Origin of the sequence: Tsukamurella strandjordii (assembly GCF_039525985.1) — a bacterium.
In the GTDB taxonomy this organism is placed as follows: Bacteria; Actinomycetota; Actinomycetes; order Mycobacteriales; family Mycobacteriaceae; genus Tsukamurella; species Tsukamurella strandjordii.
Genome location: NZ_BAAAII010000004.1, coordinates 260,537 through 285,045 on the forward strand (window position 1 = coordinate 260,537; position 24,509 = coordinate 285,045).

The window sequence follows — 24,509 nt, forward strand, 5'->3', positions numbered from 1 at the left end:
CTGTTAAGTCGGGAAGTGGCGGTTGCCTGTTTGCTGGATTGGCAAGGAATATTGCCAGACGGTGCGCGGGTGGGCACGGTGGGATGCATGAGCGAGAACATCATCGACACCGTCATCGTGGGCGGCGGGGCCGCGGGCCTCACCGCGGCCCAGGTCCTCGGGCGGGCGCGGCGCAGCGTCGTCGTGCTGGACGCCGGATCGCCCCGCAACGCCCCCGCCGCGCACATGCACGGCTACCTCGGCCACGACGGCCTCAATCCTGCGGAGCTGCTGCGCATCGGGCGCGACGAGGCGCAGGCCTACGGCGTGCGCATCCTCTCCGGCGCCGCGACCGGCGTGCGCCGCGACGGCGACCTCATCGAGGTGACCGCCGGCGACGAGATGCTGCGCGCCCGCACCCTGCTGGTGGCCACCGGCCTGCGCGACGAGCTGCCGTCGATCGACGGTGTCGCCGAGCGGTTCGGCCGCGACGCGATCCACTGCCCCTTCTGCCACGGCTACGAGGTGCGCGACCGCCCGCTGGCCGTGCTCGGCGGCGACAACGCGGCGATGTCGGTGCACCAGGCGCTGCTGATCCCGCAATGGTCGCGCGACCTGATCTTCTTCACCAACGGCCTCGACATCGACACCGCCGACCGGGAGAAGATCGAGGCCCGCGGTGTGCGGATCGTCGACGGGAAGGTCGACGGGCTCGATGTGGCCGACGACCGGCTGCGCGCCGTCCGCCTGGCCGACGGCACCGAGATCGCGCGGGAGGCCGTCTTCGTCGGCCCGCGGTTCGTGCCGCAGGACGAGCTGCTGCTCGGACTCGGCGCCGAGCGGGGCGAGAACGGCTTCGTGCCGGTCGATCCGATGGGCCGCGCGCTACCCGGCGTGTGGGCCGCGGGCAACGTGGTGAACCCGATGGCGCAGGTGATCGTCGCCGCCGGTGCCGGCTCGGTGGCCGCCGCCGCGATCAGCGCGCATCTCCTGGAGCGGGACATCGACGCCGAGCTGGCCCGGGCGCGCGGGGAGCGGGCTAGCCTGGCGCCATGAACGCGGGCGCCCTCGACCGGGTGGAATCGATGCTGGACCGCAGCAGGCTGCACCACGAGCCGCAGCGGGTGCACGGGTACCTCGACGTGCTCGGACCCGGCGTCGAGCGGCCCGCGGGCCTGAGCCGCATGCTGATGAACGCGCCCGCAGTGGCCGCGGTCTACGAGAAGGCCTGGCGCCCCGCCTTCACCCGCCTGTTCAGCCTGGGCGGCACCGGCACCCTGAGCCGCCAGGACGTGCTGCTCGACGATCTCGCCTCGGGCGGCGACCGCCGCATCCTCGACGTGGCCTGCGGCCCCGGCCTGTACACCCGGCCGCTGGGGCGCAGGCTGTCCGGCGGCGGCATCGCCGTGGGGCTGGACGTCTCCGAACCGATGCTGCGACGGGCGGTGCGGGACAACTCCGCCGACCGCGTGGCCTATGTCCGCGGAAGCGCGCTGGACCTGCCTTTCGCCGACGGCACCTTCGACACCGTGGTGTGCCTGGCCGCGCTCTACCTGATTCCGGCTCCGCGCTTGGCCGTTCGCGAGATCGCGCGGGTCACCGCGCCCGGCGGGCGGGTGGCCCTGTTCACCTCGCTGCAGACCCCGCTCACCTCGGTGTTCGGCGCCTCCGCCGAGCGGGCCACCGGCTTCCGCTGGTTCGGTCGCGACGAGATCACCGGTTGGCTCCGCGAGGACGGTCTCACCGATGTGCAGCAGACGCTCAGCGGCCAGGGGCAGTTCGTCACCGGTATCGCGCCTGCGGAACCGGCTCAGTCCGGATAGGCCTCCAGGAGGGCCGTGCGCAGCCGGTTCCTGGTGTGCGGCAACCACAGTGCCTGCAGGGGAACCTTCGGTGCATCGTCGAGATCGCGCACCACCACCTGGCCGTCGAACTGCGGCCCGGCGGGATCGGTCACGAAGGCGGCGGCCCGGGGCTGCGTGAGGACAGCGGTGACCGGGGGAGTGCCCTGGACCCGGTTGACCACCAGATCGGGATCGAAACCCGCGCGGCGGCACTGCGCCGCAAGGAAATCGGTGTACGACGAGGCGTGCTGTGGCGCCCACACGGTGATCGGCGACCCGGCCAGATCGGTCAACGTGAGCGATTCCCGCTGCGCCAGAGGGTGATCACGGTGCAGCGCGATCCGGAGCGGGTGATAGGTGAGGGTGGCCCCCGCGAGCCGCTCCGGGGTGGCCGTGCCACGCCGCAGAACCAGATCGACGGTGCCCCGCTGCAATTCCTCGACCATCGCCGAGGGGAACAGCTCGCGCACCGTGATCGACGGTGAATCCGGGTGCGCGATGAGCGGTTCCAGGAGGATGTACGCCTCTCGCGCCGTCACTGCGGGACTCCGCCCGACCACGAAAGGCGGGGGCGTCGTGGAACTGGCCTTGCGGGCCCGCAGGGCGAGCTGGCGGGCACCGGCGAGGAGCGTGGGAGCACCGTCGTACAGGCTCTCCGCCGCGGGCGTGGGCGCCAGCCGGCGCCCCGACCGGACGAACAGCGCCACGCCCAGCTCGCGTTCGAGCTGCTTGAGTGCGGCCGAGAGCGCCTGCTGGCTCAGGTGCAGGCGTGCCGCCGCAGCGGAGAGCGAGGGTTCCTCCATCGCGGCGACGAACTGCTCCAGCCTGCGCAGGTCGGGGACGGTGTCGTGGGTGGGCACCACCCCATATTCGCACAAGAGTTGATTGTGAATCATCCATGAAGTCTCGATTGTTGTTTGTCGATGCCGCGCCTACCGTTGGAATCGCAACACATTCGCATTCGACGAACAGGGAGAACGCAGTATGAGCATCCTCACGGGCAAGTCCGCAGTCGTCGCCGGTGGCGGCAAGAACCTCGGTGGTCTGGTGAGCCGCCACCTCGCCGGACTCGGCGCCAACGTGGCCGTGCACTACAACAGCGCCTCGTCGGAGGCGGAGGCCCGCGAGACCGCCGCGGCCGTCGAGGCCGAGGGCGGCAAGGCGCTGCTGTTCCAGGGCGATCTCACCAAGCCGGCGAAGGTGACCGAGCTCTTCGACGCGGCCAAGGACGCCTTCGGCGGCATCGACATCGCGGTCAACACCTCGGGCAAGGTGCTGCGCAAGCCGATCCTGGAAACGTCGGAGGCCGAGTACGACTCGATGTTCGACGTCAACGCCAAGGCCGCCTACTTCTTCATCAAGGAGGCCGGTCGCACGCTCAACGACAACGGTTCGCTGGTCACCGTGGTCACCGCGCTGCTCGGCGCTTTCACCGACGGCTACTCCACCTATGCGGGCGGCAAGAGCCCGGTGGAGCACTTCAACCGCGCGGCGGCCAAGGAGTACGGCGTGCGCGGCATCAACGTCAACGCCATCGCCCCCGGCCCCATGGACACCCCGTTCTTCTACGGCCAGGAGACCCCGGAGCGCGTCGAGTTCCACAAGTCGCAGGGCATGGGCAACCGCCTCACCCTGATCGACGACATCGCGCCGATCATCGACCTGCTGGTCACCCCGGGCGGCCACTGGATCACCGGGCAGACGCTGTTCGCCAACGGCGGCTACACCACGCGCTGACTTCGGTCGCCTTAGGATTGGGCGTCCCGTCGCTGCCCCGGAGGAGAACGAAGTGACTGAGGCCCATGCACCGTCGGTGCGCCACCGCCTAACTCGGATGACGGGGCGCGACCCCGAAGAAGAGGGGCGCACCGCCACCACGCTGGAACTGTTCTTCGACCTCACCTTCGTGGTGGTCTTCTCCCTGGCGGGCGTGCAACTGGCCGATGCCGTCGCGGAGGCGCATTACTTCACGGCCTTCCTGGGCTTCGGGTTCTGCGCCTTCGCGGCGATCTGGGCATGGATCAACTTCACCTGGATGGCCTCGGCGTTCGACACCGACGACTGGCTCTTCCGCGTGGTCACCATGCTGCAGATGCTGGGCGTCTGCATCATCGGCCTCGGCGTGGCGCCCTTCTTCGAGTCGATCACCGCCGGCCACACGCCCGATAACGGCGTGATCGTGCTGGGCTACGTGATCATGCGCGTGGCGATGCTGGCGCAGTGGACGCGGGTGGCGATCCAGTCGCCGCAGTACCGTCAGGCCGCGATCACCTACATCGTGGCCATCGTGATCGCCCAGATCGGCTGGATCTTCACCGCCCTGGCGCCGCTCACCCTGGGGCAGCTCAGCGTGGCCGGCCTGCTGCTCTACGTGGTCGAACTCGGCGGCCCGTGGATCGCCGAGCGCAAACAGCGCACCCCGTGGAACCCGCACCACATCGCCGAGCGCTACGGCCTGCTCACCATCATCACCCTCGGCGAGGGCGTGGTGGGCACCGTGGTCGCCATGCAGGCGCTGGTCAAGGCGCAGGGCTGGAGCTTCGACGTCGGCGTCTTCGGCGTCGCCGCGCTGGCGGTGAACCTCTGCCTGTGGTGGATCTACTTCTCCATCCCCGTGGCGCACGCACTCGCGGCGAACAAGGACAAGTGCTTCCCGTGGGGCTACGGCCACATCGTGATCTTCATGGCCGTCGCCGCCGTGGGCGCGGGCCTGCACGTCGAGGCGCTCGGCGTCTCCCGCGAGGCGCACGTCAGCAACCTCGTGGTCGCCTCGGCGGTGGTGATCCCGGTGGGGATCGCCGTGCTCGGAATCGCCGTCATGGACGGCTATCTCACCGGATACGACGGTAAGCGGGCCGTCACCGTCGCGATCACCCTGCTGCTGCTCGGCGCCGGCCTGGTGGCGGTGCACTACGGCGCCACCCCGCTCGCCGTGGTGGTGTGGAGCGCCGTCGCCCTCGTGGTGCAGGTGCTCGCCGAGGAGTTCTGGTCCAGCTCACGCCGGGCGGAGCGACTGGCGGCCTGAATCAGGCCTTCGCCAGCCGCGCCTTCTCGGTCTCCACGTCGAAATCGGCGGGCGGCCAGTCGAGGTTCAGTTTCTCCAGCGCCTCGATGAGCAGTTCGGTGATCGCCAAGCGCGAGAACCACTTCCGGTCGGCCGGGATGATGTTCCAGGGCGCACCGTCGGTGTTCGTGCGGTCCAGCATGGCCTGATAGGCCTCCTGGTACTTCGGCCAGTAGCCGCGCTCGTCGATATCGGCGGGGTTGTACTTCCAGTACTTGTCGGGCCGGTCGAGCCGCTCCTGCAGGCGCTTCTTCTGCTCGTCGAGGGAGACGAACATCGCGCACTTGACGATGGTGGTGCCCGCGGCGATCAGATCGGCCTCGAAATCGTTGATGATGTCGTACCGCGGCTCCCACACCGACGCCGGAACCAGATCGTGCACGCGCACCACCAGCACGTCCTCGTAGTGCGAGCGGTCGAAGACGCCGATCTGCCCGCCCTGGGGGGTCTGCTTGTGGATGCGCCACAGGAAGTCGTGCGCCAGCTCCTCTTCAGTGGGCTTGCCGAACGAGGCGGCCTTGACGCCCTGCGGATCGACCATCCCGATCACGTGCCGCACGATGCCGCCCTTGCCCGCGGTGTCCATCCCCTGGAGCACCAGCAGGATCGAGCGGTGATCGCCCGACCGGCCATTCGCGTACAGCAACTCCTGCAATTCGGAGAGCCGCTCACCGCGTTCTGCTAACAGCTGCTCTCCGAGCGCCTTGTCACCGTCGAAACCGGGCTTGCCGCTCGTGTCGATATCCGTGACCTGCGAGCCCGCCCGCCACCGCAGTGCCTCCGAGGCCGAGGTGGTCCAGCCGTCCGATCCGCTGTTCTTCGCCATTCCACAACCCTAGCCGCACCCTTCCGCCCCTCATGTCGGAGTTTCGGGCAAGATCGACTCGTGACGGTGGCAACTGGGGCGACGAAGCCCGAGCGTTCAGGGCCGGGATCGTCGAGCCCGTTCGGTACTCCGGACGAGGCGAAGCGGCGGGACCTGCGCAAGATGAAGGCGGTCGCACTCGGCTTCCTGCTGGGCGCGGCCGTGATCTACCTGTTCTGCGAGTACCTCGACACCTACGGCTCCGATCTGCCGATTGCGGGCCCGTGGGTCGGATACGTGAAGGCGGCCGCCGAGGCCGGCATGGTCGGCGGTTTCGCGGACTGGTTCGCGGTGACGGCGCTGTTCCGGCATCCGCTCGGTATTCCGATCCCGCACACGGCGATCATCAAGAAGAAGAAGGACCAGCTCGGTGATGCGCTGGGCGGGTTCGTCGAGCAGAACTTCCTGACGCCCGATGTGATCGCGGAGAAGGTGGGCTCGCTCGAACTCACCGACCGCGTGGCCAATTGGATGGCCGACCCGGACAACTCGCAGAAGCTGGGTGCCGAAGCGGCGAAGCTGGTCAAGGTGATGAGCGAGGTGCTGCGCGACGAGGACGTCGAGGCGGTGCTCAACAGCACCATCATCAAGCGGCTCGCAGAGCCCGAGTGGGGGCCGCCGATCGGGCGGCTGGTCGAGACGCTGCTGCAGGAGCAGCGCCACCTGCCGCTGATCAACCTGCTGGCCGAGCGCGCGCACCACTGGGCCCTCGGGAGCCAGGGCGTCATCGACAAGATCGTCGACACCGACGGTCCGCAGTGGTCGCCCAAGTTCGTCAACTCGCTGCTGGGGGAGCGGATCTACCGCGAGCTCGTCGAGTTCACGTGGAAGGTGCGCAGCGATCCCGACCACGAGGTGCGGCACGCGATGAGCACCTTCCTGTGGGATTTCGCCTCGGATCTGCAGCACGATCCGCGCACCATCGCCAAGGTCGAGGACGTCAAGGCCGAGCTGATGGGGCGCGAGGAGGTGCGCACCGCGGCGCAGGCCGCCTGGCGCGCCGCCAAGCGGATGATCGAGGCCTCGGTCGAGGATCCCGATTCCACGCTGCGGTCCAAGTTCAGCGAGTCGGCCGCCCGGTTCGGCGTGCGACTGCGCGACGATCCGTCGCTGCGCGGCAAGGCCGACTACTGGGTGGACCGCTCCGTGCGGCACCTGGTGGCCAACTACGCCGGACAGATCACCTCGATCATCACCGACACCGTCGCTCGGTGGGACGTCGACGAGGCCTCCGAGAAGATCGAGCTCCAGGTGGGCCGCGATCTGCAGTTCATCCGGATCAACGGCACGGTCGTGGGCTCCATTGCGGGACTGCTGATCTACACCGTCACCCAGTTGTTGTTCTGATTTGCGATCATCGTGCTAACAAACTGCTTGCAAGAGTTAGCACTCAGTGTTAGCGTGGTGTCAGCCGCGCAGACGGGAGACCGGAAATGACGGACGAGGCCCAGCCGCAGGAGAAGCCGAGCGGTTCGGACATCGGCGAGTTCATCCGGGCGCAGCGTCTCGCGGCAGAGGTGTCCATCCGGCAGCTGGCCGAGAAGGCGGGGGTGTCCAACCCGTATCTCAGCCAGATCGAACGGGGGCTCCGTCGACCGTCCGCTGACGTGCTCGGGCAGATCGCCAAGGCGCTGAGGCTGTCGGCCGAGGTGCTCTACGTGCAGGCCGGGATCCTCGAGGAACGTGCGGAATCTCCCGTGCGTGACGCGCTGATAGCGGACACGGCCATCAACGAGCGGCAGAAGCAGGCGCTTCTCGATGTCTACGAGAGCTTCCGCCGCGAGAACGAGACTGCACTGAAGGAGATCCAACCATGACCGAGCAGAACCTGAAGACCCCGCTCTTCGCGACCATCGGTGCCGGCGACTACGCCTACGAGGCCGTCGCCGAGGTCATCGAGAAGCTGCGCGCCGCCGCGACCGACGCGTCGAAGGACTTCGACACCCGCGTCGCCGAGGCCAAGGCCAAGGTCGAGGAGGCCGCCGGCACCGCGACCGCGAAGCTGACCGACGCCAAGGACGGCCTGCCCAAGGACGTCGACGAGCTGCGCGCCCGCTTCACCTCGGACGAGCTGCGCAAGGTCGCCGCCGCCTACATCCAGGTCGCCACCGACATCTACGAGTCCCTCGCCGAGCGCGGCGAGTCGGCCTTCGAGCGGATCAAGTCCGGCTCGATCGTCGAGGACGCCACCGGCCAGGCCACCAAGGCCTACAACCAGGCCGTCGAGCTGACCGAGTCCTCGCTGGGCCAGGTCGCCGACGCCGCCAAGCAGGTCGGCGAGCGCGCCGCCAAGCTGGTCGGCCGCGCCGACGAGGAGGCCGCCGAGGCCGCCGACGAGGTCGCGAACAGCAAGTAATCCGCATCACTGATGTGCGGGACCGGGCGCCCGGCGGCATTGCCGCCGGGCGCCCGACCTTTACCCTGGTGGCATGAACACATTCTGGACGGGCTACTTCACCATGACCACGGTCGCGCTGACCGTGGTGCAGCTGCTCGTCGTCGGTGGCGGCCTCTTCGCGCTGTTCCATGCGGCGCGCACCCCGGCGCAGGCGTTCACCGCCGCGAACAAGTGGCAGAAGAACTACTGGATCATCACGCTCGTCGTGTGCACCCTCTTCGCGATGGCCTACCTGAACGGCACCGGTGTCATCATCGGGGCGATCGGTTCGATGGTGTACCTGCTCGACGCCCGGCCCAAGCTCGACGAGGTCCGGCGTCCCCGCTATTGAGTAGAAGTTAGTAGGGTTGGTTCCATGAAGAATTCCAGCAAGCTCGCTCTCGGCGCCCTGGGCGCCCTGGGAGTCGGTGCGGCCGGCGCCGCTGCGGGTGCAGCGGCCTATGTGCTCCGGGCCCCCGCGGTGCCGCAGGGCGCCAAGCTGATCGAGGACTACGCCGGTCCCCGGGAGGACGGCTTCGTCGTCTCGGGTGACGGCACCCGTCTGCACGTGCGCAGCTGGGGCCCCGTCGATGGTCCGGTCGCCGTGCTCGTGCACGGCTGGACCTGCAACGTCGCCAACTTCCCCGGCCAGGTCGAGCACCTGGTCGGCCGCGGCTACCGCGTGGTCACCTACGACCAGCGCGGCCACGGCGAATCGGAGCCCGGGGCCTTCGCGTACACCACCGGCGTGCTCGCCGACGATCTGCACGCGGTGCTCGGTGCCGCCGTCCCCGCCGACCGCAAGGCGCTGCTCGTGGGGCACAGCATGGGCGCCATCACCATCATGGCCTGGGCCGGCAAGTACACCGACGAGGTCGCCGAGCGGGCGCACCACGCCGTCCTCGTGTCCACCTACGCGCGCGACGCGGTGCCCGGATTCGTCGGGGCCACCTTGCTCGCGCCCGTGAACCGGCTCGCGCCGCGCTTCGTGGGCCGCGTCGGCTCGTCGGTGCTCGGATCGCCGATCAAGGTGCGCCACAACCGGCTCCACACCGCCGTCCTGCGCTACACCGCGCTGTGCGGCTACTCCTCGTACGGCGCCGTCCGGTACACCGAGGACATGGTCGCGACCTGCCCCTCCGATGTCCGCGCCGAGTGGGGCCGCGTGCTCGCCGGTCTCGACGTGACCGACGGCCTGCAGAAACTGACCATCCCCACCTCCGTGGTCGTGGGCCAGTTCGACCACCTCACCCCGCCCGCCGACGCCGAGGTCATCGCCGCCGAGCTGCGTCTCACCGGGCACCTCGACCGGTTCGCCGTGATCCGCGACGCCGGCCACATGCTGCCCATCGAGCAGCCGGAGAAGCTCAACGCCCTCCTCGACTCCATCGTCGACGAGGAGATCCCCGCCCCCGCGTAGGGATTCAACCGTCGAATCTGCGGAATTGTTCAGTTCGAAGCCTCTGGCCGGACAAAACCGCAGTTTCGACGACTCGCACCGGCCGCCGCGCTACCGTCGGCGTCGTGGGGGAGCTGTTACGCCCCTTCCGCGGCGGGGAGGCACTGGCGGAAGGGCTGTTGACGCGGCGTGAGCTGCGGTGCCACTACGTCGCCATGTACCCGGGCGTCTACCTGCATCGCGGCATCGCGATCACCGCGAAGAACCGCGCGGAATGCGCATGGCTGTGGTCGAGGCGCAGGGGAGTGCTGGCGGGACTGTCGGCAGCCGCTGCGCACGGCAGCAAGTGGATCGATGCCGGGCTTCCCGCCGAGCTGCTCCACCGCAATCACCGGTCGCCGCCCCTGCTCGGAGTCCACTCCGACGACCTGCATCGCGGAGAAGTGATGCTCTTCGGCGGGATTCGCGCCACCAGCGTCGCCCGGACGGCCTTCGACCTGGCCCGGTGGCACCCCGTCGACCAGGCGATAGCGCGGATCGACGCGCTCCTCGACGCCAACCCGCAGATCCAGAAGGCCGACATCCTCGCCGTGGCCGCCGCTCACCCGGGACGACGGGGCACCCGCGGCGTAGCGGGCGTCATCGATCTAGCGGACGCGGGTGCCCAGTCGCCGCGCGAGACGGCGACGCGGCTGCTCATCGTCCGAGCCGGCTTCCCTCGCCCGACCACGCAGCACCAGGTGTTCGAGGCCGGATACGGACTGGTCGCGCGCCTGGACATGGCGTATCCCGACTACCGCGTCGCCATCGAGTACGACGGAGACCAGCATTGGCTGGACCGGCGGCAACGCGCGCACGACATCGACCGCTACGAGCGACTCGAGCGGCTCGGGTGGACCGTCGTCCGCGTGGGCGCCGAACTGCTGGCCGAGCGCCCGCACGAGGTGGTGCGGCGATTGGAACGTAAGCTCCTCGCACGCGGTTGCCCCAAGACGTGGCCCGCCGCCGTCGATACTGCGAAAATGTACGCCTGAGGGCCTATCCGCGGACCGAACCGCAGTCTCGGCGACTCAGGAGAAGACGACGGTCTTGCGGCCGTGGACCAGGACGCGGTTCTCCAGGTGCCAGCGCAGACCGCGGGCGAGGACCACCTTCTCGATATCGCGGCCGCGCAGGACCATGTCGGTGGCCTCGTCGGAGTGGTCCACGCGGGTCACGTCCTGCTCGATGATAGGGCCGGCGTCGAGGTCGGCGGTCACGTAGTGGCAGGTGGCGCCGATCAGCTTCACGCCGCGGGCGAAGGCCTGATGGTACGGGCGGGCCCCGATGAACGACGGCAGGAAGCTGTGGTGGATGTTGATCGCCCGGCCGGCCCACTCCTCGCACAGCTCCGGCGGCAGCACCTGCATGAAGCGGGCCAGCACCACGGCGTCGGGATCCAGCGCGTTGGTCAACCGAGCGACCTCGGCGAAGGCCTGCGACTTGTCCTCGCCCGCGCCGGGGAAGGGCACGTAGTGGAACGGGATGCCCAGCCGGGACACGAAATCGCCCAGCTCGGGATGGTTGCCGATGACCGCGGCGATGCGCGCGTCCAGTTCGCCCGTCGCGACCCGCCCGACGAGATCGTGCAGGCAGTGGCCCTCCTTGCTGACCAGCACGACGATGTCCTTGGGGTCCGCGCTGGAGGTCAGTCGCCACTCCGTCTCGGGGCCGATATCGGCGGCCACCTCCGCGAATCGGGCGCGCAGCTCGTCGAGCGGGATCGAGACGCTGTCGGCGCGCACCGCCTGGCGGGTGAAGAACCAGCCGGTGTCGGGGTCCGAGTGGTAGGCGGCCTCCACGATCCAGCCGCCCACGTCGGCGAGGAAGGTGGAGATCCTCGCGACGATGCCGGTGGTGTCGGGGCAGCCGAGAGTCAGGACGTAGCGGGTGTCGCGGGTCACGACCGGTATCGTCTCAGACGTGCTCACCCGATCCGAAGTCGCCGCCCTCGTCGACCACACGCTGCTCAAGCCCGAGGCCACCGAAAGCGCTGCGGCCGCGGCGTACCAGGAGGGGCTGGACCTGGGCGTCTACGCCGTCTGCCTCTCCCCGTCGATGCTGCCGCTGCGCGTCGCGCTCGATGCGCAGGAGGCGGACCGTCGGGCCCCGAAGACCTGCGTGGTGGCCGGATTCCCCTCCGGCAAGCATCATTCGCTGATCAAGGCCGCCGAGGCCCGGATGGCGATCGAGGAGGGCGCGCACGAGGTCGACATGGTGATCGACGTGGGCCTCGCGCTCGCCGGGGAACTGGACCGCGTCTTCGCCGACGTGCTCACCGTGCGCGAGGCGATCGGCGCCGATCCGGTGCTCAAGGTGATCGTCGAATCGGCGGCCCTGCTGGAGTTCGGCAATGCCGATCTGCTCACCGAGGTGTGCAAGGTGTCGGTCAAGGGCGGTGCCACGTTCGTCAAGACCTCCACCGGGTTCCACCCGTCGGGCGGTGCCAGCGCGGAGGCCGTGGGCATCATGCGCGCCGCCGTCGGCCCGACGGTGGGCGTGAAGGCCTCGGGCGGCATCCGCACCGCCGATGCGGCCCGCGCGATGATCGATGCCGGCGCCAACCGGCTCGGCCTCTCGGGCACCCGCGCGGTGCTCGACGGCTTCCCGGAGTGACTCAGAGCCGCGCCGGCAGCGACGCGTAGCCGTACAGCGTCGACAGCCCGCGCGGCGTCCCCGGACCGTCCAGCGTGAGGTCGGGGAACCGGTCGAACAGCATCCGCAGTGCCACCACGCCCTCCATCCGGGCGAGGGCGGCGCCGATGCAGGCGTGGATGCCGAACCCGAAGGAGACGTTCTTCTTCGCCTCGGGCCGGGCCACGTCGAAGACGGCGGGATCGGGGAAGACCTTCGGATCACGGTTCGCACCCGCCAGTTGCAGCGAGACCATGGTGCCCGCCGGCACCGCGGTGCCCAGGATCTCGGCGTCCTCGCGGGCGATCCGGGCGGTGCGCTGCACCGGGCTGGAGAACCGCAGGATCTCCTCGACGGCGTTGGGCCACAGCTCCGGTTCGGCGCGCAACCGGTCGAGCTGCGCGGGGTGCTCCACCAGCGCGACGATGCCGTTCCCGATCAGGTTCACCGTGGTCTCGAAGCCGGCACCGATCAGCAGCGCCGCGTTCGTCACGAGCTCGCGGTCGGTGAGTTCGCCGCTGGACGCGAGCAGCGCGAACGGATGATCGCCGTGGCCGGCGGCCTTCACCCGGGCGAAATGCGCTGTGAGGTAGTCGTCGAGGCCGCGCAGCGCGCGGACCGCGCGCCGGTACACCGGCCAGGACAGACCGGGGTCGAGCAGCGGGGCGGCGGCCTCGCCCCATTCGAGCATGTAATCGTCGTCGTCCTCGGGGAGCCCGAGGAGTCTGCCGATCATCGTCACGGGCAGCCGGGCGGCGTAGTCGGTCACCAGATCGGGCGACGGCGCGGCGGCCATGGCGTCGAGCAGTTCCGCGCTCACCTGCACGGCCCGGTCGGTGAGCTGGTCGATGGCCTTCGGCGTGAAGGTGCGGGCGATCGGGTGCCGGTAGGCGGTGTGCGCGGGCGGCTCGCTCACCAGCATCGACGGTGGCTCAACGGGATTCGGCAGGTCCAGGTCGGTGGCCCGCAGCACGCGCTGCAGCGGGTCCGGGAATCCCATGTCGGTGGGTTGGACGGTGCTGAACCGCTTGTCGCGCAGGATCTCCCGGCACGCCTGATGGTCGGCGGTGGTGATCCCCACGTCGCTGCGGGTGAGCGGGCCGGCCTCGCGGAGACGGTCGAACTGCGGGTACTGCGATCCGGGCTCGGTGTAGCCCAGCAGCATCTGCGCCATGACATCGCCGCGCGCGGCGCGCCGGGGCAGCGCGTACCGGGGTAGACCGTGCTGGATCGCCCAGCGCACGCGCGTGGCGAGTGCCGCGGTCACCCCGGTGCGCATCAGATCACCGAGCAGCTCACGGCTCCCGTGTCGCCGCTGCTCTCGATGTCCTTCGGCAGCACGTTCTTACCGGTGTAGGTCACCGAGACGCCCTGGTCGGTCATCTTGAGATCGGAGGCGGTGAGGCCCTGCGGGGTGGGGATGTCGGCGATCGCGGTGATCAGCTGCTGGGCCAGATCGTCGGGCACACCCACACCCATGACCGAGGCCTTGCTCGCGGTGAGCACCACCTTGTTGTCCTGCAGGGTGGGCTTGAGGTTGATCGTGATCGGCACGATGATCGCGGTGCCGGTGATCTCGATCTGGTTGGCCGAGGTGTTGAGGTTCACCGTCGGGTTGCTCAGCACGCCGGTCTGCGAGACCTTGTTCTTGATGCCGTCGGCGGTGAAGGTGCCCTGGATGGTGGCATCGTCCACGCGGTTGTCACCGCTCGGTTCGACGCCCTTGAGCAGGATGTGCGCGTTGAGGCCCTCGGTCGCGTTGAGGCCGGTGGCCTGGATGTCGATCGAGGGCAGCTTGCCGGTGGCCTGCAGGATCATCGGCTTCTTGGACAGCGAGACGCTGACGTCGTTGGCCTTGGTGCCGTTCTTGATGTTCTCGCCCAGGCAGTTCTGCACGCTGTTGCGGAAGTAGAGCTCCGAGCCCACCAGCAGGATCACCAGCACGGCCACGAGGCCGGCCGCCGAGAGCCCGATGATCTTGGACTTCGACTTCTGCGAGCGCTGCGCGGGCGGCTGCGACGGTCCCACGTTCACCGGTCCCGCGGGTCCACCGGGGCCGGTAGGTCCACCCGGGCCACCGGGGCCGGGACCGACGGGGCCGGGCCCCGGACCGACGGGGCCGCGCTGCGCCGGGGGCGGGGTGGCGGCGTTCATCGGCGTGGTCTGCTGCGGCGAGGTCGGCAGCGGCACCGTCGCGTCCGTGCCCGGCTCGGGCTGCGAGTGCCGGCCGGTCTGCTGTGCCGGGTCCTGGGGCGTGCCGAGCCGCTGCGGGGCCGGCTGCTGCGGATTCGACTGCTGCGGTGCCTGCGGGGGCTGCTGCGGGCGCTCCCAGCCGGTCGGCGCGGGCTGCTGCCCCGGCTGGATCGGGCCGGAGTTCTCCGGGTTCTGCGGCTGCGGGCCCTGCGGGTTGTTCGGGTTCGTATCCATCGGCTGCGATTGTTCCCTATTCATCGGAGGTAGGTGGGTAGGAGCGGAAGGACGCGTCAGGAAACGGTGAAGTCCCGACGGTTGGCGAGCACGGGGAGCGCCGCGCGGACCTCGTCGATCCGGCCGAGTGGCAGGTCCACGATCAGCAGTTCGGGGGCGTCGCCCGCCGAGGCGAGCACGGCACCGTCGGGCCCGACGGCGAGCGAACCGCCCACCCCGAGCGGCGCACCCTTCGGGTCCGGCGCGGCCGGGCGCGCCTGGTCGACGGCGAGCACGAAGCTGGTGCTGTCGAGCGCGCGGGCCCGGGCGAGGGTGGTGAAGGCGTCGAGCTTGCCGGGCCCGTCGCCCCACGAGGCGGGGGCCGCGATCACCCGCGCGCCCGCGTCCGCGAGAGCGGTGAACAGGGTGGGGAAGCGCAGGTCGTAGCAGGTGGTGAGCCCGACGGTGACCCCGTCCACCTCGACCGTCACGGCGCGCCCACCGGGCTCGACGGTGCGCGACTCCTGGAAGCCGAAGGCGTCGAAGAGGTGGATCTTGTCGTAGCCGGTGCGGGTGCCGTCCGGCGCGGCGGCGAGGAGGGTGTTGCGCACCCGGCCGTCGGAGCCGGGCGTGAACATGCCGGCCACCACGTGCACACCGGTGCGCGCGGCTGCGGCGGCGATCCGGTCGGCCCACGGCCCGTCCAGCGGTTCCGCGACCGGACCGAGCGGCACCCCGAACCGGCACTGGGTGGCCTCGGGGAAGACGGCGAGCCGCGCTCCCTGCGCCGCGGCGCGCTCCAGCGACTCCTCGACCAGCGCCGCATTGGCGCCGGGGTCGGTACCCGCGCCGATCTGCGCCAGTGCCACGCGGAGCGTTGTCATGCGCACCACACTACTGACTGCGGTTCGATACCGATCGAGCGCTGCGTGCGGCCGCTACGGCGCCACCAGCGACCAGTCGACGGTGAGCAGGTTGTCGCGCGTGGGACGCCGCGGCGGGCGGGCGGCGCCGGCGGTGCGTTCCGCCAGGGCGGCGCCGGCGGCCCGCCAGCGGATCCGGTTGCCGTAGGGCGCGTAGCCGGCGGCGTGATCCCAGCACTCGTCGGCCAGGGTGAGCAGCGCGTGGATCTTCTCGCCCGGCACGTTGTGGTGGATCAGGGCCTTCGGTAGCCGTTCGGCCAGGTCCGACGGGTGCTCGGTGAACCCCGGATGCCAGGCCAGCGTCAGGGTCCGCGGACCGTCGGCGTCGAGGGTGAGCCAGCAGCACCGTCGGCCCAGCTCGTCGCAGGTGCCCTCGATGAACACCCCGCCGGGCGCGAGCCGCGATGTCACGGAGTGCCAGGCGTCGTGCACCTCGGCCTCGTCGTACTGGCGCAGCACGTTGAAGGCCCGCACCAGGTTCGGCCGCAGGCCGGCGAGTTCGAAGCCGCCGCGCGCGAACTCGACACCGTCGCGGCCGGGAACCACCCGCTCGGGGTCGATCTCCAGGCCGGTCACGCGGACCGTCGGATTCGCGCGGCGCAGCCAGGACGCCCATTCCAGAGTGGTGTTCGGCCGCGCCCCGTACCCGAGGTCGACGGCGAGCGGCGCCGGCCCGGCGAGCGCCTGCGCCACGGCGGGCGCGTGCGCCGACCAGCGGTCACTGCGCCGCAACCGGTTCAGGCCCGTGGTGCCCCGGGTGATCCGTCCCTCGGGGGCGGGCACCGGTCAGTCGTTCTTGTCGACCCAGTACTTGAGGTACTCGGCCTCGGCGCGGAACAGGTCCACCAGGTTGATCAGGATCAGCTGCTCGAGCTTGGTGCCCACGAAGGGCACGAAGACCTTGACCACGGTGGTGTACCGCATGGTGGAGCCGGTCTCGGTGTTGAACAGGTCGCACTCGCCCTTGAGCGAGCCGGGGCCGGCGGGGATCGAGGCCTTGTAATCGCCCAGCGAGTGCTCGCCGTCCCACGCGCCGTAGAACTCCTGGCGCGTGATGATCATGTCCTTCTTCACCACACCCTGCGCGATGGGCGGCAGGTACTCGTGCGGGAGGTTCTGCTTCTGGACGACGGTGATGCCCTCGTCGTCGACGTCGAACTCGGCGAGCTCCGACAGCGGGGTCAGATTCCGGAAGTCCGTCATCTTGTCGTCCCAGTACTGCTTCGTGGAGTACGCGTTGTAGAAGACCTCGGCCGGGAAGGGGAAGCGCGCCGAATAGCTGAGACGTCGTGCCATGTGGGGGAACTCTACAAGGTGATCAGTGCTGCGCGATCCAAGCCAGCGTGAACTCGCGCTCGTTCTCCATCAGTTCCTGCAGGTTCTCGATCACCAGCGACTCGACCTTCGAGGCCACGAAGGGGATCGACACGGCGGCCTCGCCGCGGGCGGTGATCCGGGCGCCCTCGGGTCCGGCCTCCAGGACGGCGCTGCCGGACAGGTGCGCGGGGACCCCGTCGATGGTGGCGGAGAAGGTGCCCTCGCAGCGGGTGCCGTCGAACGGGCCCCACTCCTCGGTCCGCTCGATCTGCAGGCCACCCGGCTTGATCGCGGTCACCACGGAGGGCAGCTTGTCGGCGCCGATCGTGTACGTGACCACCACGCGGACCGACCGGGTATCGGGCGCCGCGGCGTCACCGGACACGGTGAGCTCGGTGATCTTCGCGTCGTCGCCGCCCACCTCGGCCACCCGGGCGGGCCAGTACTGCGCGTCGGTGAACGCGGCGTGCAGGGCGGCCGGACTGGTGGCGTAGTCGAGCGAGCGCTCGAGGCGGGTGGTCATGGCAGTACACGTTACCGTTGCGGGGTGTCGATACTGCTCTCGGACTTGACCACGCTGCGCCTCGGTGGTCCGGCGCGCGGGTACGTGCGCTGCGAATCGGGCGCCGAGGTGGCCGCGGCCGTGGCGCGCTGCGATGCCGCCGGGGAGCCCGTGCTGGTGGTGGGCGGCGGATCGAACCTGGTGATCTCGGACGAGGGTTTCGCCGGCACCGTGGTGCACCTGGCCGGGCACGGCGTGGCGATCGACGGCACCACCGTGACCGCCTTCGCCGGTGTCACCTGGGACGAGGTGGTCGCGGCCATCGTCGACGCGGGACTCGGCGGGCTGGAGTGCCTGTCCGGCATCCCCGGCTCCGCGGGCGCCACGCCCGTGCAGAACGTGGGCGCGTACGGCGTCGAGGTCGCGGCCTGGCTCGACGCGGTGGAGCTGTACCACCGGGCCACGGGCGAGACGGCCTGGGTCGCCCCCGACGATCTGCAGCTGGCCTACCGGACCTCGCGCCTGAAGGCCTCCGATTCCGACATCGTGCTGTCGGTGCGGTTCGCCCTCACCGACGGTGCCAGCGCCCCGATCCGGTACGGCGAGCTGGCCCGCGCCCTCGGCGTCGAGCCCGGCGGCACCGTCGACCCGCGTGCCGCCCGCGAGCAGGTCCTGGCGCTGCGGCGCGGCAAGGGCATGGTGCTCGACCCGGCCGATCACGACACCTGGAGCGTGGGCTCCTTCTTCACCAACCCGGTGGTGCCCGACGACGGTGCCGCCGTCGCCCGGATCGAGGCCGCCACGGGGGAGACGCCGCCGCAGTACCCCGCCCCCGACGGGGTGAAGCTGTCCGCCGGCTGGCTGATCGAGCGGGCCGGATTCGGCAAGGGTTTCTCCGGCGGCCGCACCGGCGTCTCGCTGTCCACCAAGCACACGCTGGCGCTCACCAACCGCGGCTCCGGCACCACGGCCGAGTTGCTCTCGCTCGCAGCCGAAGTCCGAGATGGGGTGTTCGCCCGATTCGGTGTGGAGCTGCACCCGGAGCCGGTCCTGGTGGGCAGCGACCTCCCAGGAACGACCGGTAGAATCCATTAGATGTTCGACATGTTTCGCGCGCCCTTCGGGCGGCGCGCATTCCTCGGTGCGTCCGTGGCCTCGATCGCCGCGGTCGCCGCGGCGTGCACCCGCGACGGCGACCCCCTCGCATCCACGGCGCAGGCGCCCACCATCAGCTACAGCCCGGCGGGCGAGACCAAGCCCGGGCCGCTCACGACCGTCTCGGTGAAGGCGGAGGGTGGCACCTTCCGGCCGGGTGTCACGCTCACGAACACGGCGTCGGGCAAGGCGGTCAAGCTCACCGCCGCGCCCGACGGTGCCACCTACACCGCGGCCGAACCGCTCGGCTACGGCGCCACGTACCGCTGGTCGGGCATCGCCGACGGCCCGGGCGGCACGTGGACCAAGATCGATCACAGCGTGACCGTGGTGGATCCGGACTCCACCATGTCGGTGGTGGTCAACGTGGCCGACGGTGCCGAGGTGGGCATCGCGGCGCCGCTCATCCTCAAGTTCTCCGGCACCGTCAATGACAAGGCGACGGTGGAGAAGGCGCTCAAGGTCACCACCACTCCGGCCACGGAGGGCTCGTGGGCGTGGCTGCCCGAGGACAACGGCTCGCGCGCGCACTGGCGTCCCAAGGAGTACTGGGCACCGGGCGCCAAGGTGGCCATGAACGGTGCGCTGTACGGGCTCGACCACGGCGGTGGCGTGTACGGCGCCGCCGATGTGACGAGCGAATTCACCATCGGCCGAGCGCAGATCGTCAAGGCCTCCGCGCCCTCGCACCGGATCCGGGTGATGCGCGGCGATCAGGTGCATTTGGATCTGCCGTGTTCTTACGGCGAGGCCGACTTGCCGCGCAACGTGACTCGCTCCGGCATCCACGTGGTGAGCGAGAAGCACGAGGACTTCGCCATGTCCAATCCCGCCGCCGGCTACTTCAACGTGCGTGAGCGGTGGGCGGTGCGGATCTCCAACAACGGCGAATTCATCCACGCCAACCCGCAAACCGTGGGCAACCAGGGTGCGTCCAACGTGACCAACGGGTGCATCAATTTGTCGTTGGCAGATGCCGAGTCGTATTTCCGCAGTGCCATCTACGGCGATCCGGTCGAGGTGAGCGGTACGTCGATCGAGCTGTCGGCCGCCGACGGAGACATCTACGACTGGGCCATAGACTGGCCCACATGGCAATCGATGTCGGCTCTGCACCGCACCTAGGTCCCGGGCGGACCGTCTCCGCCGATGTCGCGTGCACGGTGCTCGCGCCCACGCTGCTCGAGTACCAGGTGACCGTCGCCCGGGTGCCCGGACTCGACGTCCGGGAATCCTTGCGGCTCACCGTCGACGGTGTGCCGCACCAGCTGCACGAGGTGATCGGCCCGCACGGCACCCGGATCCACCGGGCCTCGGTCGGCGGGGGCGTCGCGCACCTGGAGTACCGCGCGGAAGTCCTCGGCGCGGCGTTGCCCGAGCCGAGCGACGACTACCTGTCGACGCTGTACCTGCGCCCCTCGCGGTACGCACCGGTCGATCGCTTCTTCGGCTTCGCGGGCACGCAGTTCCCCGGCTCGATGAGCGATGCGGAAAAGGCGATCGCCGTGTGCGAGTTCGTCGCTGGACGCCTGGACTACCTGCCGGGTGCGAGCACCCCGTTCGACGGTGCCTCGGAGACCCTGCTGGCCTCGGCCGGCGTCTGCCGCGACTACGCGCACCTGACCGTCGCGCTGCTGCGGGCGCTGAAGGTGCCCGCGCGGATGACCGCGGTGTTCGCGCCGGGGTGCGATCCGATGGACTTCCACGCGGTGACGGAGGCGCTCGTGGAGGGCCGCTGGTACGTGCTCGACGCCACCGGGCTCGCGCCGCGCGCCACCATGATGCGCATCGCCACCGGACGCGATGCCTCCGATATCGCCTTCCTGGACAACCACGGCGGATCCATTCGCCTGGATCGGCTCACCGTCGGAGCGACGGCGAATCGCGATCTGCCCAAGGATGATCCGCGAACATTGGTCGCGCTCACCTGAGCGTGAGCAGCTCCTCGAAGACCGCGCGCACGTCCTGCGGGTCGTCGATGCGGAACCGGGCGGCGGTGGCGCCGTCTCCCACCTTGATCGAGATGTCGCCCGGCTCGGTGAGAACGGCGAAGGCCTTCTCGTCGGTCACGTCGTCGCCGAGGTAGAGCACGGCGGCGGCGCCGGTGCGCTCGCGCAGCGCCGTGAGGGCGCGTCCCTTGGAGGCCTCGAGCACCGTGAGCTCGAGCACCGCCTTACCGTCGGTCGCGTGCACGCCGGGCAGGGCGGCGGGGCCCCGCCGGGCCCGTTCGATGGCCTCGGAGCCGTTCCCGGCCACCACGTTCCGCACGTGCAATGCGCCGCCGAGCGGTTTGGGCTCCACGGCCGCGCCGGGGAAGTCCGCGGCGATGGCGTGCAGCTGCGCGAGCACCGTGTCCCGGCGATCCTGCGCGGCGGAGTCGAGTGCGCCCTCGAACCCGTCCTCCCATTCGGCCCCGTGGCTGCCCACCGTCACGAGGGGCGGTCGGGCACCGGAAAGTCGTCCGAGCGTGGCCCGGTCGCGGCCGGAGATCAGGGCGACCGTGACCCCGGGCCGGCCGGACAGTGCGGTGAGCGCCTCCACCGTCCCGGGCAGCGGGAACGCCGCGGCCGGATCGGAGACGATGGGCGCCACCACACCGTCGTAGTCGGTGGCCACCAGAACCGTGGGCAGCGCGGCGAATCCGCCGAGTGCCGCGCGCAGCTCGGTCACTGCTTCGGTGTCTCGTCGACCCGACCGGACAGGGTCTGCAGGAAGGAGCGGGCCCAGCGGTCCACGTCGTACTGGAGCACCTGGCGGCGCATGCTGCGGATGCGGCGTTTGCCGTCCTCCGGGTCCTGGTGCACGGCCTCGTCGATGGCGTTCTTCACGCCCTCCAGATCGTGCGGGTTGCACTGGTACGCCTGGCGGAGTTCGGCTGCGGCGCCGGTGAACTCGCTGAGTACCAGCGCGCCCGTCGAATCGGTGCGGCAGGCCAGGTACTCCTTCGCCACCAGGTTCATCCCGTCGCGCAGCGGGGTCACCAGCATCACGTCGGCGGCGCCGAAGAAGGCCACCAGCTCGGTGCGGGGCACCGGCTTGTGGATGTAGTGGATCACGGGATGGCCCACGCGGCCGAAGTCGCCGTTGATCCGGCCCACCTGGCGCTCGATGTCGTTGCGCATCGCCTTGTAGGACTCGACCCGTTCGCGCGAGGGCGTGGCCAGCTGCACGAAGACGTGCCGCTCCGGATCGAGCCGTCCCTCCTGGTACAGCTCGCCGATGGCGCGCAGCCGCACATCGATACCCTTGGTGTAGTCGAGGCGGTCCACGCCGAGCATGATCTTCTCGGGATTGCCGAGTTCCTTGCGCAGGCCGCGGGTGCGCTTGCGGGTCTCCGGCAGTTTCGATGTGGCGGCCAGATCGGCGGAGTCGATCGAGATCGGGAAGGCGCCCACCCGCACCGAGCGGAAGCCCACGGTGACCACGCCGAACTTCGAGCGCACGCCGATCGAGCCCTTGCTGGTGGGGTAGCCGGCCAGCCGTTTGGCTAGGTAGAGGAAGTTCTGGGCGCCACCGGGCAGGTGGAAGCCCACCAGATCGGCGCCGAGGATGCCCTCGATGATCTCGCGCCGCCACGGCATCTGCATGAACAGCTCGACCGGCGGGAACGGGATGTGCAGGAAGAAGCCGATCTTCACGTCCGGCCGCAGCATCCGCAGCATCTTGGGGACCAGTTGCAGCTGGTAGTCCTGCACCCAGACGGTGGCGCCCTTCGCGGCCACCTTCGCGGTCTCCTCCGCGAACCGCCGGTTCACCTCGACGTAGGTGTTCCACCACTCGCGGTGGTACTCGGGCTTGACGATCACGTCGTGGTACAGCGGCCAGAGGCTGCCGTTGGAGAAGCCCTCGTAGTGCTCCTCGACCTCCTGGGCGCTGAGCTCGACCGGGACGAGGAGCATGTCCTCGCCCTCGATCGGTTCGCCGCCGACGTCGGGAGCGCCGGGCCAGCCGACCCACGCGCCGTTGCGGGCGCTGAGGATCGGCTTGAGCGCCGTCACCAGGCCGCCGGGGGCTTCCTTCCACGTGAGCGTGCCATCGGGGGCACGCTCCACGTCGACGGGGAGCCGGTTGGCCACCACGATGAACTCGGCACCTTCTGTGGAGATCTCAGTGGCGGCCACGGTGGCTTAGGCCTCCTTGGGGCCGATGCCCAGCATCGACAGCAGCATCCGGCACTCGTCGGCGTCGGTCGCGTACGCGGCGACGACCCGCTGGGCCTGACGTGCGGTCTCGTCCGCTACGGGCTCGAGATCCTCGTCGCTGATCTCCGTGGTCTTCGGGGGCATCTGCACACCTTCGTTTCTCATTGACAACCGGAACTAGTTTACCCGCGGACCCGCCGGAACGTGATTCTGGCGATCCGCGGCCGGCGGATGGTGCGTGCCAGCCACTCGCCGAAGGTCACGCCGGCCGCGAGTGCGCAGCCCACGGCCAGCGCCGTGGCCATGTTGGTCAGGGCGGCGGTGGTCTGTCCGGCCATCAGCTCTGAGAGGCCGCGGTACACCGCGAGGCCGGGGACCAGGGGCGTGATGCCGGCGACGGCCACGATGAGCGGGGGCACCACGGCGCGGCGGGCCAGGAGGCCGCCGGCCAGGCCGACGGTGGAGGCCGCCGCGGTGGACGCGACGATCGGGCCGAGCCCCAGGTTGAGGATCGACCCGGCCACCAGGGCGCCCGCGCAGCCCGCGAGGAAGGACGTGGTGAGTGCCCGCATCTGGGCGTAGCTCGCGAGGGCGAAGGCCGCGGCGGCGATACCGCCCGTGACCACCAGGATCGGCAGCGGTGCGTAGTCGAACGGTGCCTGCTGCAGCGGCGGGAGGGTGGCGCCCAGCTCGGAGGTGACGCGCAACGCCATGCCGACGCCGGCCACCACGCCGCCGGTGAACACCACCACCTCGAAGAACCGGGCGGCGCCCGTGACGGGTGCGCCGGTGATGGCGTCCTGCACCGAGCCGACCAGGGAGAGTCCGGCCATCAGCACGATGATTCCCGAGACGATCACCCGGTAGGGCTCGACCTCCCAGCCGTAGACCAGGGACAGCCGGTAGATCAGCGCCGCGGGCAGGGTGGCGAGGAAACCGCCCACCACCTGCTGGAAGAAGTAGGGCAGACCGATCTGGCCGAGCCGCACGTTCACCGCGTAGATGAGGGCGGTCGAGACGAACGAGACCGCGGCCAACGGGAGCGCGCCACCGAGTAGCAGGGTGAGCGCGCCGGCCATGATCGCCCAGCCGGCGATGGCGACGGCGCGCGGATACGGGTGGCCGGCGCTCATGATCTCGTCCAGCTCGCGCTGCGCCACATCGGGCCGGATCACGCCGCGGCCGATGCGCCGCACCAGGGAGTCCACCTGTGCGAGCCGGGTGTAGTCCAGCGAGCGGTGGTTCACGGTGCGCAGGTAGGTCGACGGTGGCAGGCCCCGTCCGCGCTGCACGGACACGGTGATCGCGTTGTAGGTCACCGTCACGGTGCAGTCGTCGATGCCGTAGGTGGCGGCCACGTACCGGACCTGGGCCTCGGTGTCGACGGCGCCGGTGCCGGAGTCGAGCAGCACCGCGCCCACCTTCATGGCCACCTCGAGGACCTCGCCGACGGTCTCGGTGTCGCGCAGGTCGATGGGTTGCAGCGGAGTGACGACGGGCAGCCCAGCGGTGTCCGCGGTGGCCGCGCGGCGGCCGGTCAGTGCCTGGACGCCGTGGGCGATCCGGTTGCGGAGCGCGAGCTTCACCTTCGGGGGACCTCCTCGATCACTGCGGTGCAGACCGTGAGCGTCTCACCCCGTGCACACCGTTGTCACCCCGGCCGGGTCCGTGCGTGTCGGCGGCGAGCACGGTCGCAGGCCGACGGAGTTCGCCGTGGCGCCGTCGTGGCTGCGCCTGCCCGGCATCGTCGCCTCGGCCCTGCGGGTTGAGGCTTGTGGAGCCCCCCGTCGGGATTGAACCGACGACCTTCGCTTTACAAGAGCGGTGCTCTACCACTGAGCTAGGGAGGCGGGCGGCCGTGCG

General features: G+C 70.1%; 27 protein-coding genes and 1 tRNA gene. 14 read left to right on the plus strand and 14 right to left on the minus strand.

Features of this window, described 5'->3' with window-relative positions; translation table 11 throughout:
• Positions 1-87 precede the first annotated feature (87 nt).
• A complete protein-coding gene (locus ABD108_RS07185) occupies positions 88-1,035 on the plus strand; it encodes an NAD(P)/FAD-dependent oxidoreductase (protein WP_343929912.1) in 948 nt (315 codons plus the stop codon).
• Positions 1,032-1,802, plus strand: a complete 771-nt coding sequence (locus ABD108_RS07190) for a class I SAM-dependent methyltransferase (protein ID WP_343929913.1) — start codon at positions 1,032-1,034, stop codon at positions 1,800-1,802. The genes ABD108_RS07185 and ABD108_RS07190 overlap by 4 nt, the downstream gene beginning before the upstream one ends.
• Here ABD108_RS07190 and ABD108_RS07195 read toward each other — a convergent pair.
• Positions 1,790-2,683 (minus strand): LysR family transcriptional regulator, encoded by an 894-nt coding sequence (locus ABD108_RS07195; protein WP_343929914.1) that lies wholly within the window; start codon positions 2,681-2,683, stop codon positions 1,790-1,792. The two genes, ABD108_RS07190 and ABD108_RS07195, sit on opposite strands and share 13 nt — an antisense overlap.
• Before the next feature lie 124 nt (positions 2,684-2,807).
• Between ABD108_RS07195 and ABD108_RS07200 the strand changes: the two genes are divergently transcribed.
• On the plus strand, positions 2,808-3,560 hold the full coding sequence (locus ABD108_RS07200; RefSeq protein WP_305111224.1) for an SDR family oxidoreductase: 753 nt from the start codon (positions 2,808-2,810) through the stop codon (positions 3,558-3,560).
• A gap of 52 nt (positions 3,561-3,612) precedes the next feature.
• A complete protein-coding gene (locus ABD108_RS07205; RefSeq protein WP_220657747.1) occupies positions 3,613-4,848 on the plus strand; it encodes a low temperature requirement protein A in 1,236 nt (411 codons plus the stop codon).
• Position 4,849: 1 nt separating this feature from the next.
• Here ABD108_RS07205 and ABD108_RS07210 read toward each other — a convergent pair whose 3' ends face one another.
• A complete protein-coding gene (locus ABD108_RS07210) occupies positions 4,850-5,713 on the minus strand; it encodes a polyphosphate kinase 2 family protein (protein ID WP_220657748.1) in 864 nt (287 codons plus the stop codon).
• Between the two features lie 60 nt (positions 5,714-5,773).
• Between ABD108_RS07210 and ABD108_RS07215 the strand changes: the two genes are divergently transcribed.
• The 6 genes from ABD108_RS07215 (at position 5,774) to ABD108_RS07240 (ending at position 10,562) form a co-directional block, all read left to right on the plus strand.
• The gene (locus tag ABD108_RS07215) at positions 5,774-7,099 is read left to right on the plus strand and encodes a DUF445 domain-containing protein (protein ID WP_220657749.1); all 1,326 of its coding nucleotides are present in this window, start codon (positions 5,774-5,776) and stop codon (positions 7,097-7,099) included.
• 86 nt (positions 7,100-7,185) lie between these two features.
• On the plus strand, positions 7,186-7,569 hold the full coding sequence (locus tag ABD108_RS07220) for a helix-turn-helix domain-containing protein (RefSeq protein ID WP_220657750.1): 384 nt from the start codon (positions 7,186-7,188) through the stop codon (positions 7,567-7,569).
• The gene (locus ABD108_RS07225) at positions 7,566-8,108 is read left to right on the plus strand and encodes a heparin-binding hemagglutinin (protein ID WP_220657751.1); all 543 of its coding nucleotides are present in this window, start codon (positions 7,566-7,568) and stop codon (positions 8,106-8,108) included. Before ABD108_RS07220 ends, ABD108_RS07225 begins: the two co-directional genes overlap by 4 nt.
• A gap of 73 nt (positions 8,109-8,181) precedes the next feature.
• The gene (locus ABD108_RS07230) at positions 8,182-8,481 is read left to right on the plus strand and encodes a DUF2516 family protein (protein WP_220657752.1); all 300 of its coding nucleotides are present in this window, start codon (positions 8,182-8,184) and stop codon (positions 8,479-8,481) included.
• A gap of 24 nt (positions 8,482-8,505) precedes the next feature.
• Positions 8,506-9,549: an alpha/beta fold hydrolase gene (locus ABD108_RS07235; RefSeq protein ID WP_305111222.1), complete on the plus strand. Its 1,044-nt coding sequence runs from the start codon at positions 8,506-8,508 to the stop codon at positions 9,547-9,549.
• Between the two features lie 104 nt (positions 9,550-9,653).
• Positions 9,654-10,562, plus strand: a complete 909-nt coding sequence (locus ABD108_RS07240; protein WP_255585654.1) for an endonuclease domain-containing protein — start codon at positions 9,654-9,656, stop codon at positions 10,560-10,562.
• Between the two features lie 36 nt (positions 10,563-10,598).
• Here the strand turns inward: ABD108_RS07240 and purU are convergent, their stop codons facing one another.
• Positions 10,599-11,471, minus strand: coding sequence for a formyltetrahydrofolate deformylase (purU, locus tag ABD108_RS07245; RefSeq protein WP_220657754.1), 873 nt, complete (start codon positions 11,469-11,471; stop codon positions 10,599-10,601).
• A 7-nt stretch (positions 11,472-11,478) separates the two neighbouring features.
• On the opposite strand from purU, the gene deoC reads away from it, so the two are divergent.
• On the plus strand, positions 11,479-12,183 hold the full coding sequence (gene deoC, locus ABD108_RS07250) for a deoxyribose-phosphate aldolase (RefSeq protein WP_220658567.1): 705 nt from the start codon (positions 11,479-11,481) through the stop codon (positions 12,181-12,183).
• Between the two features lies 1 nt (position 12,184).
• On the opposite strand, the gene ABD108_RS07255 is transcribed toward deoC, so the two are convergent.
• Genes ABD108_RS07255 through ABD108_RS07280 form a run of 6 tightly spaced genes read right to left on the minus strand, consistent with a single transcriptional unit; the run spans position 12,185 to position 17,370 of the window.
• Positions 12,185-13,480, minus strand: coding sequence for a cytochrome P450 (locus ABD108_RS07255; protein ID WP_343929915.1), 1,296 nt, complete (start codon positions 13,478-13,480; stop codon positions 12,185-12,187).
• The gene (locus tag ABD108_RS07260; RefSeq protein ID WP_343929916.1) at positions 13,480-14,628 is read right to left on the minus strand and encodes an LmeA family phospholipid-binding protein; all 1,149 of its coding nucleotides are present in this window, start codon (positions 14,626-14,628) and stop codon (positions 13,480-13,482) included. Before ABD108_RS07260 ends, ABD108_RS07255 begins: the two co-directional genes overlap by 1 nt.
• 56 nt (positions 14,629-14,684) lie before the next feature.
• Positions 14,685-15,491 (minus strand): carbon-nitrogen hydrolase family protein, encoded by an 807-nt coding sequence (locus tag ABD108_RS07265; protein WP_220657757.1) that lies wholly within the window; start codon positions 15,489-15,491, stop codon positions 14,685-14,687.
• Between the two features lie 54 nt (positions 15,492-15,545).
• Positions 15,546-16,313, minus strand: a complete 768-nt coding sequence (locus ABD108_RS07270; RefSeq protein WP_343929917.1) for an O-methyltransferase — start codon at positions 16,311-16,313, stop codon at positions 15,546-15,548.
• Between the two features lie 3 nt (positions 16,314-16,316).
• Positions 16,317-16,826, minus strand: a complete 510-nt coding sequence (locus tag ABD108_RS07275; RefSeq protein ID WP_220657759.1) for a DUF2505 domain-containing protein — start codon at positions 16,824-16,826, stop codon at positions 16,317-16,319.
• 22 nt (positions 16,827-16,848) lie between these two features.
• A complete protein-coding gene (locus ABD108_RS07280) occupies positions 16,849-17,370 on the minus strand; it encodes a DUF2505 domain-containing protein (protein WP_220657760.1) in 522 nt (173 codons plus the stop codon).
• Positions 17,371-17,394: 24 nt separating this feature from the next.
• Between ABD108_RS07280 and ABD108_RS07285 the strand changes: the two genes are divergently transcribed.
• Genes ABD108_RS07285 through ABD108_RS07295 form a run of 3 tightly spaced genes read left to right on the plus strand, consistent with a single transcriptional unit; the run spans position 17,395 to position 20,435 of the window.
• Positions 17,395-18,444, plus strand: a complete 1,050-nt coding sequence (locus ABD108_RS07285; protein ID WP_343929918.1) for a UDP-N-acetylmuramate dehydrogenase — start codon at positions 17,395-17,397, stop codon at positions 18,442-18,444.
• A complete protein-coding gene (locus ABD108_RS07290; protein ID WP_343929919.1) occupies positions 18,445-19,629 on the plus strand; it encodes a L,D-transpeptidase in 1,185 nt (394 codons plus the stop codon).
• On the plus strand, positions 19,596-20,435 hold the full coding sequence (locus ABD108_RS07295) for a transglutaminase-like domain-containing protein (RefSeq protein ID WP_343929920.1): 840 nt from the start codon (positions 19,596-19,598) through the stop codon (positions 20,433-20,435). The genes ABD108_RS07290 and ABD108_RS07295 overlap by 34 nt, the downstream gene beginning before the upstream one ends.
• Here the strand turns inward: ABD108_RS07295 and otsB are convergent.
• From otsB to ABD108_RS07320, 5 genes are all read right to left on the minus strand, one after another.
• Entirely contained in the window at positions 20,428-21,174 is a 747-nt protein-coding gene (otsB, locus tag ABD108_RS07300) for a trehalose-phosphatase (RefSeq protein ID WP_343929921.1), read from the minus strand. The two genes, ABD108_RS07295 and otsB, sit on opposite strands and share 8 nt — an antisense overlap.
• A complete protein-coding gene (locus ABD108_RS07305; protein ID WP_305111203.1) occupies positions 21,171-22,625 on the minus strand; it encodes an alpha,alpha-trehalose-phosphate synthase (UDP-forming) in 1,455 nt (484 codons plus the stop codon). The genes otsB and ABD108_RS07305 overlap by 4 nt, the downstream gene beginning before the upstream one ends.
• A gap of 6 nt (positions 22,626-22,631) precedes the next feature.
• A complete protein-coding gene (locus ABD108_RS07310) occupies positions 22,632-22,790 on the minus strand; it encodes a hypothetical protein (RefSeq protein ID WP_220657766.1) in 159 nt (52 codons plus the stop codon).
• 38 nt (positions 22,791-22,828) lie between these two features.
• The gene (locus tag ABD108_RS07315; RefSeq protein ID WP_220657767.1) at positions 22,829-24,232 is read right to left on the minus strand and encodes a threonine/serine exporter family protein; all 1,404 of its coding nucleotides are present in this window, start codon (positions 24,230-24,232) and stop codon (positions 22,829-22,831) included.
• Between the two features lie 189 nt (positions 24,233-24,421).
• A tRNA-Thr gene (locus tag ABD108_RS07320) sits at positions 24,422-24,496 on the minus strand.
• Between the last annotated feature and the right edge of the window lie 13 nt (positions 24,497-24,509).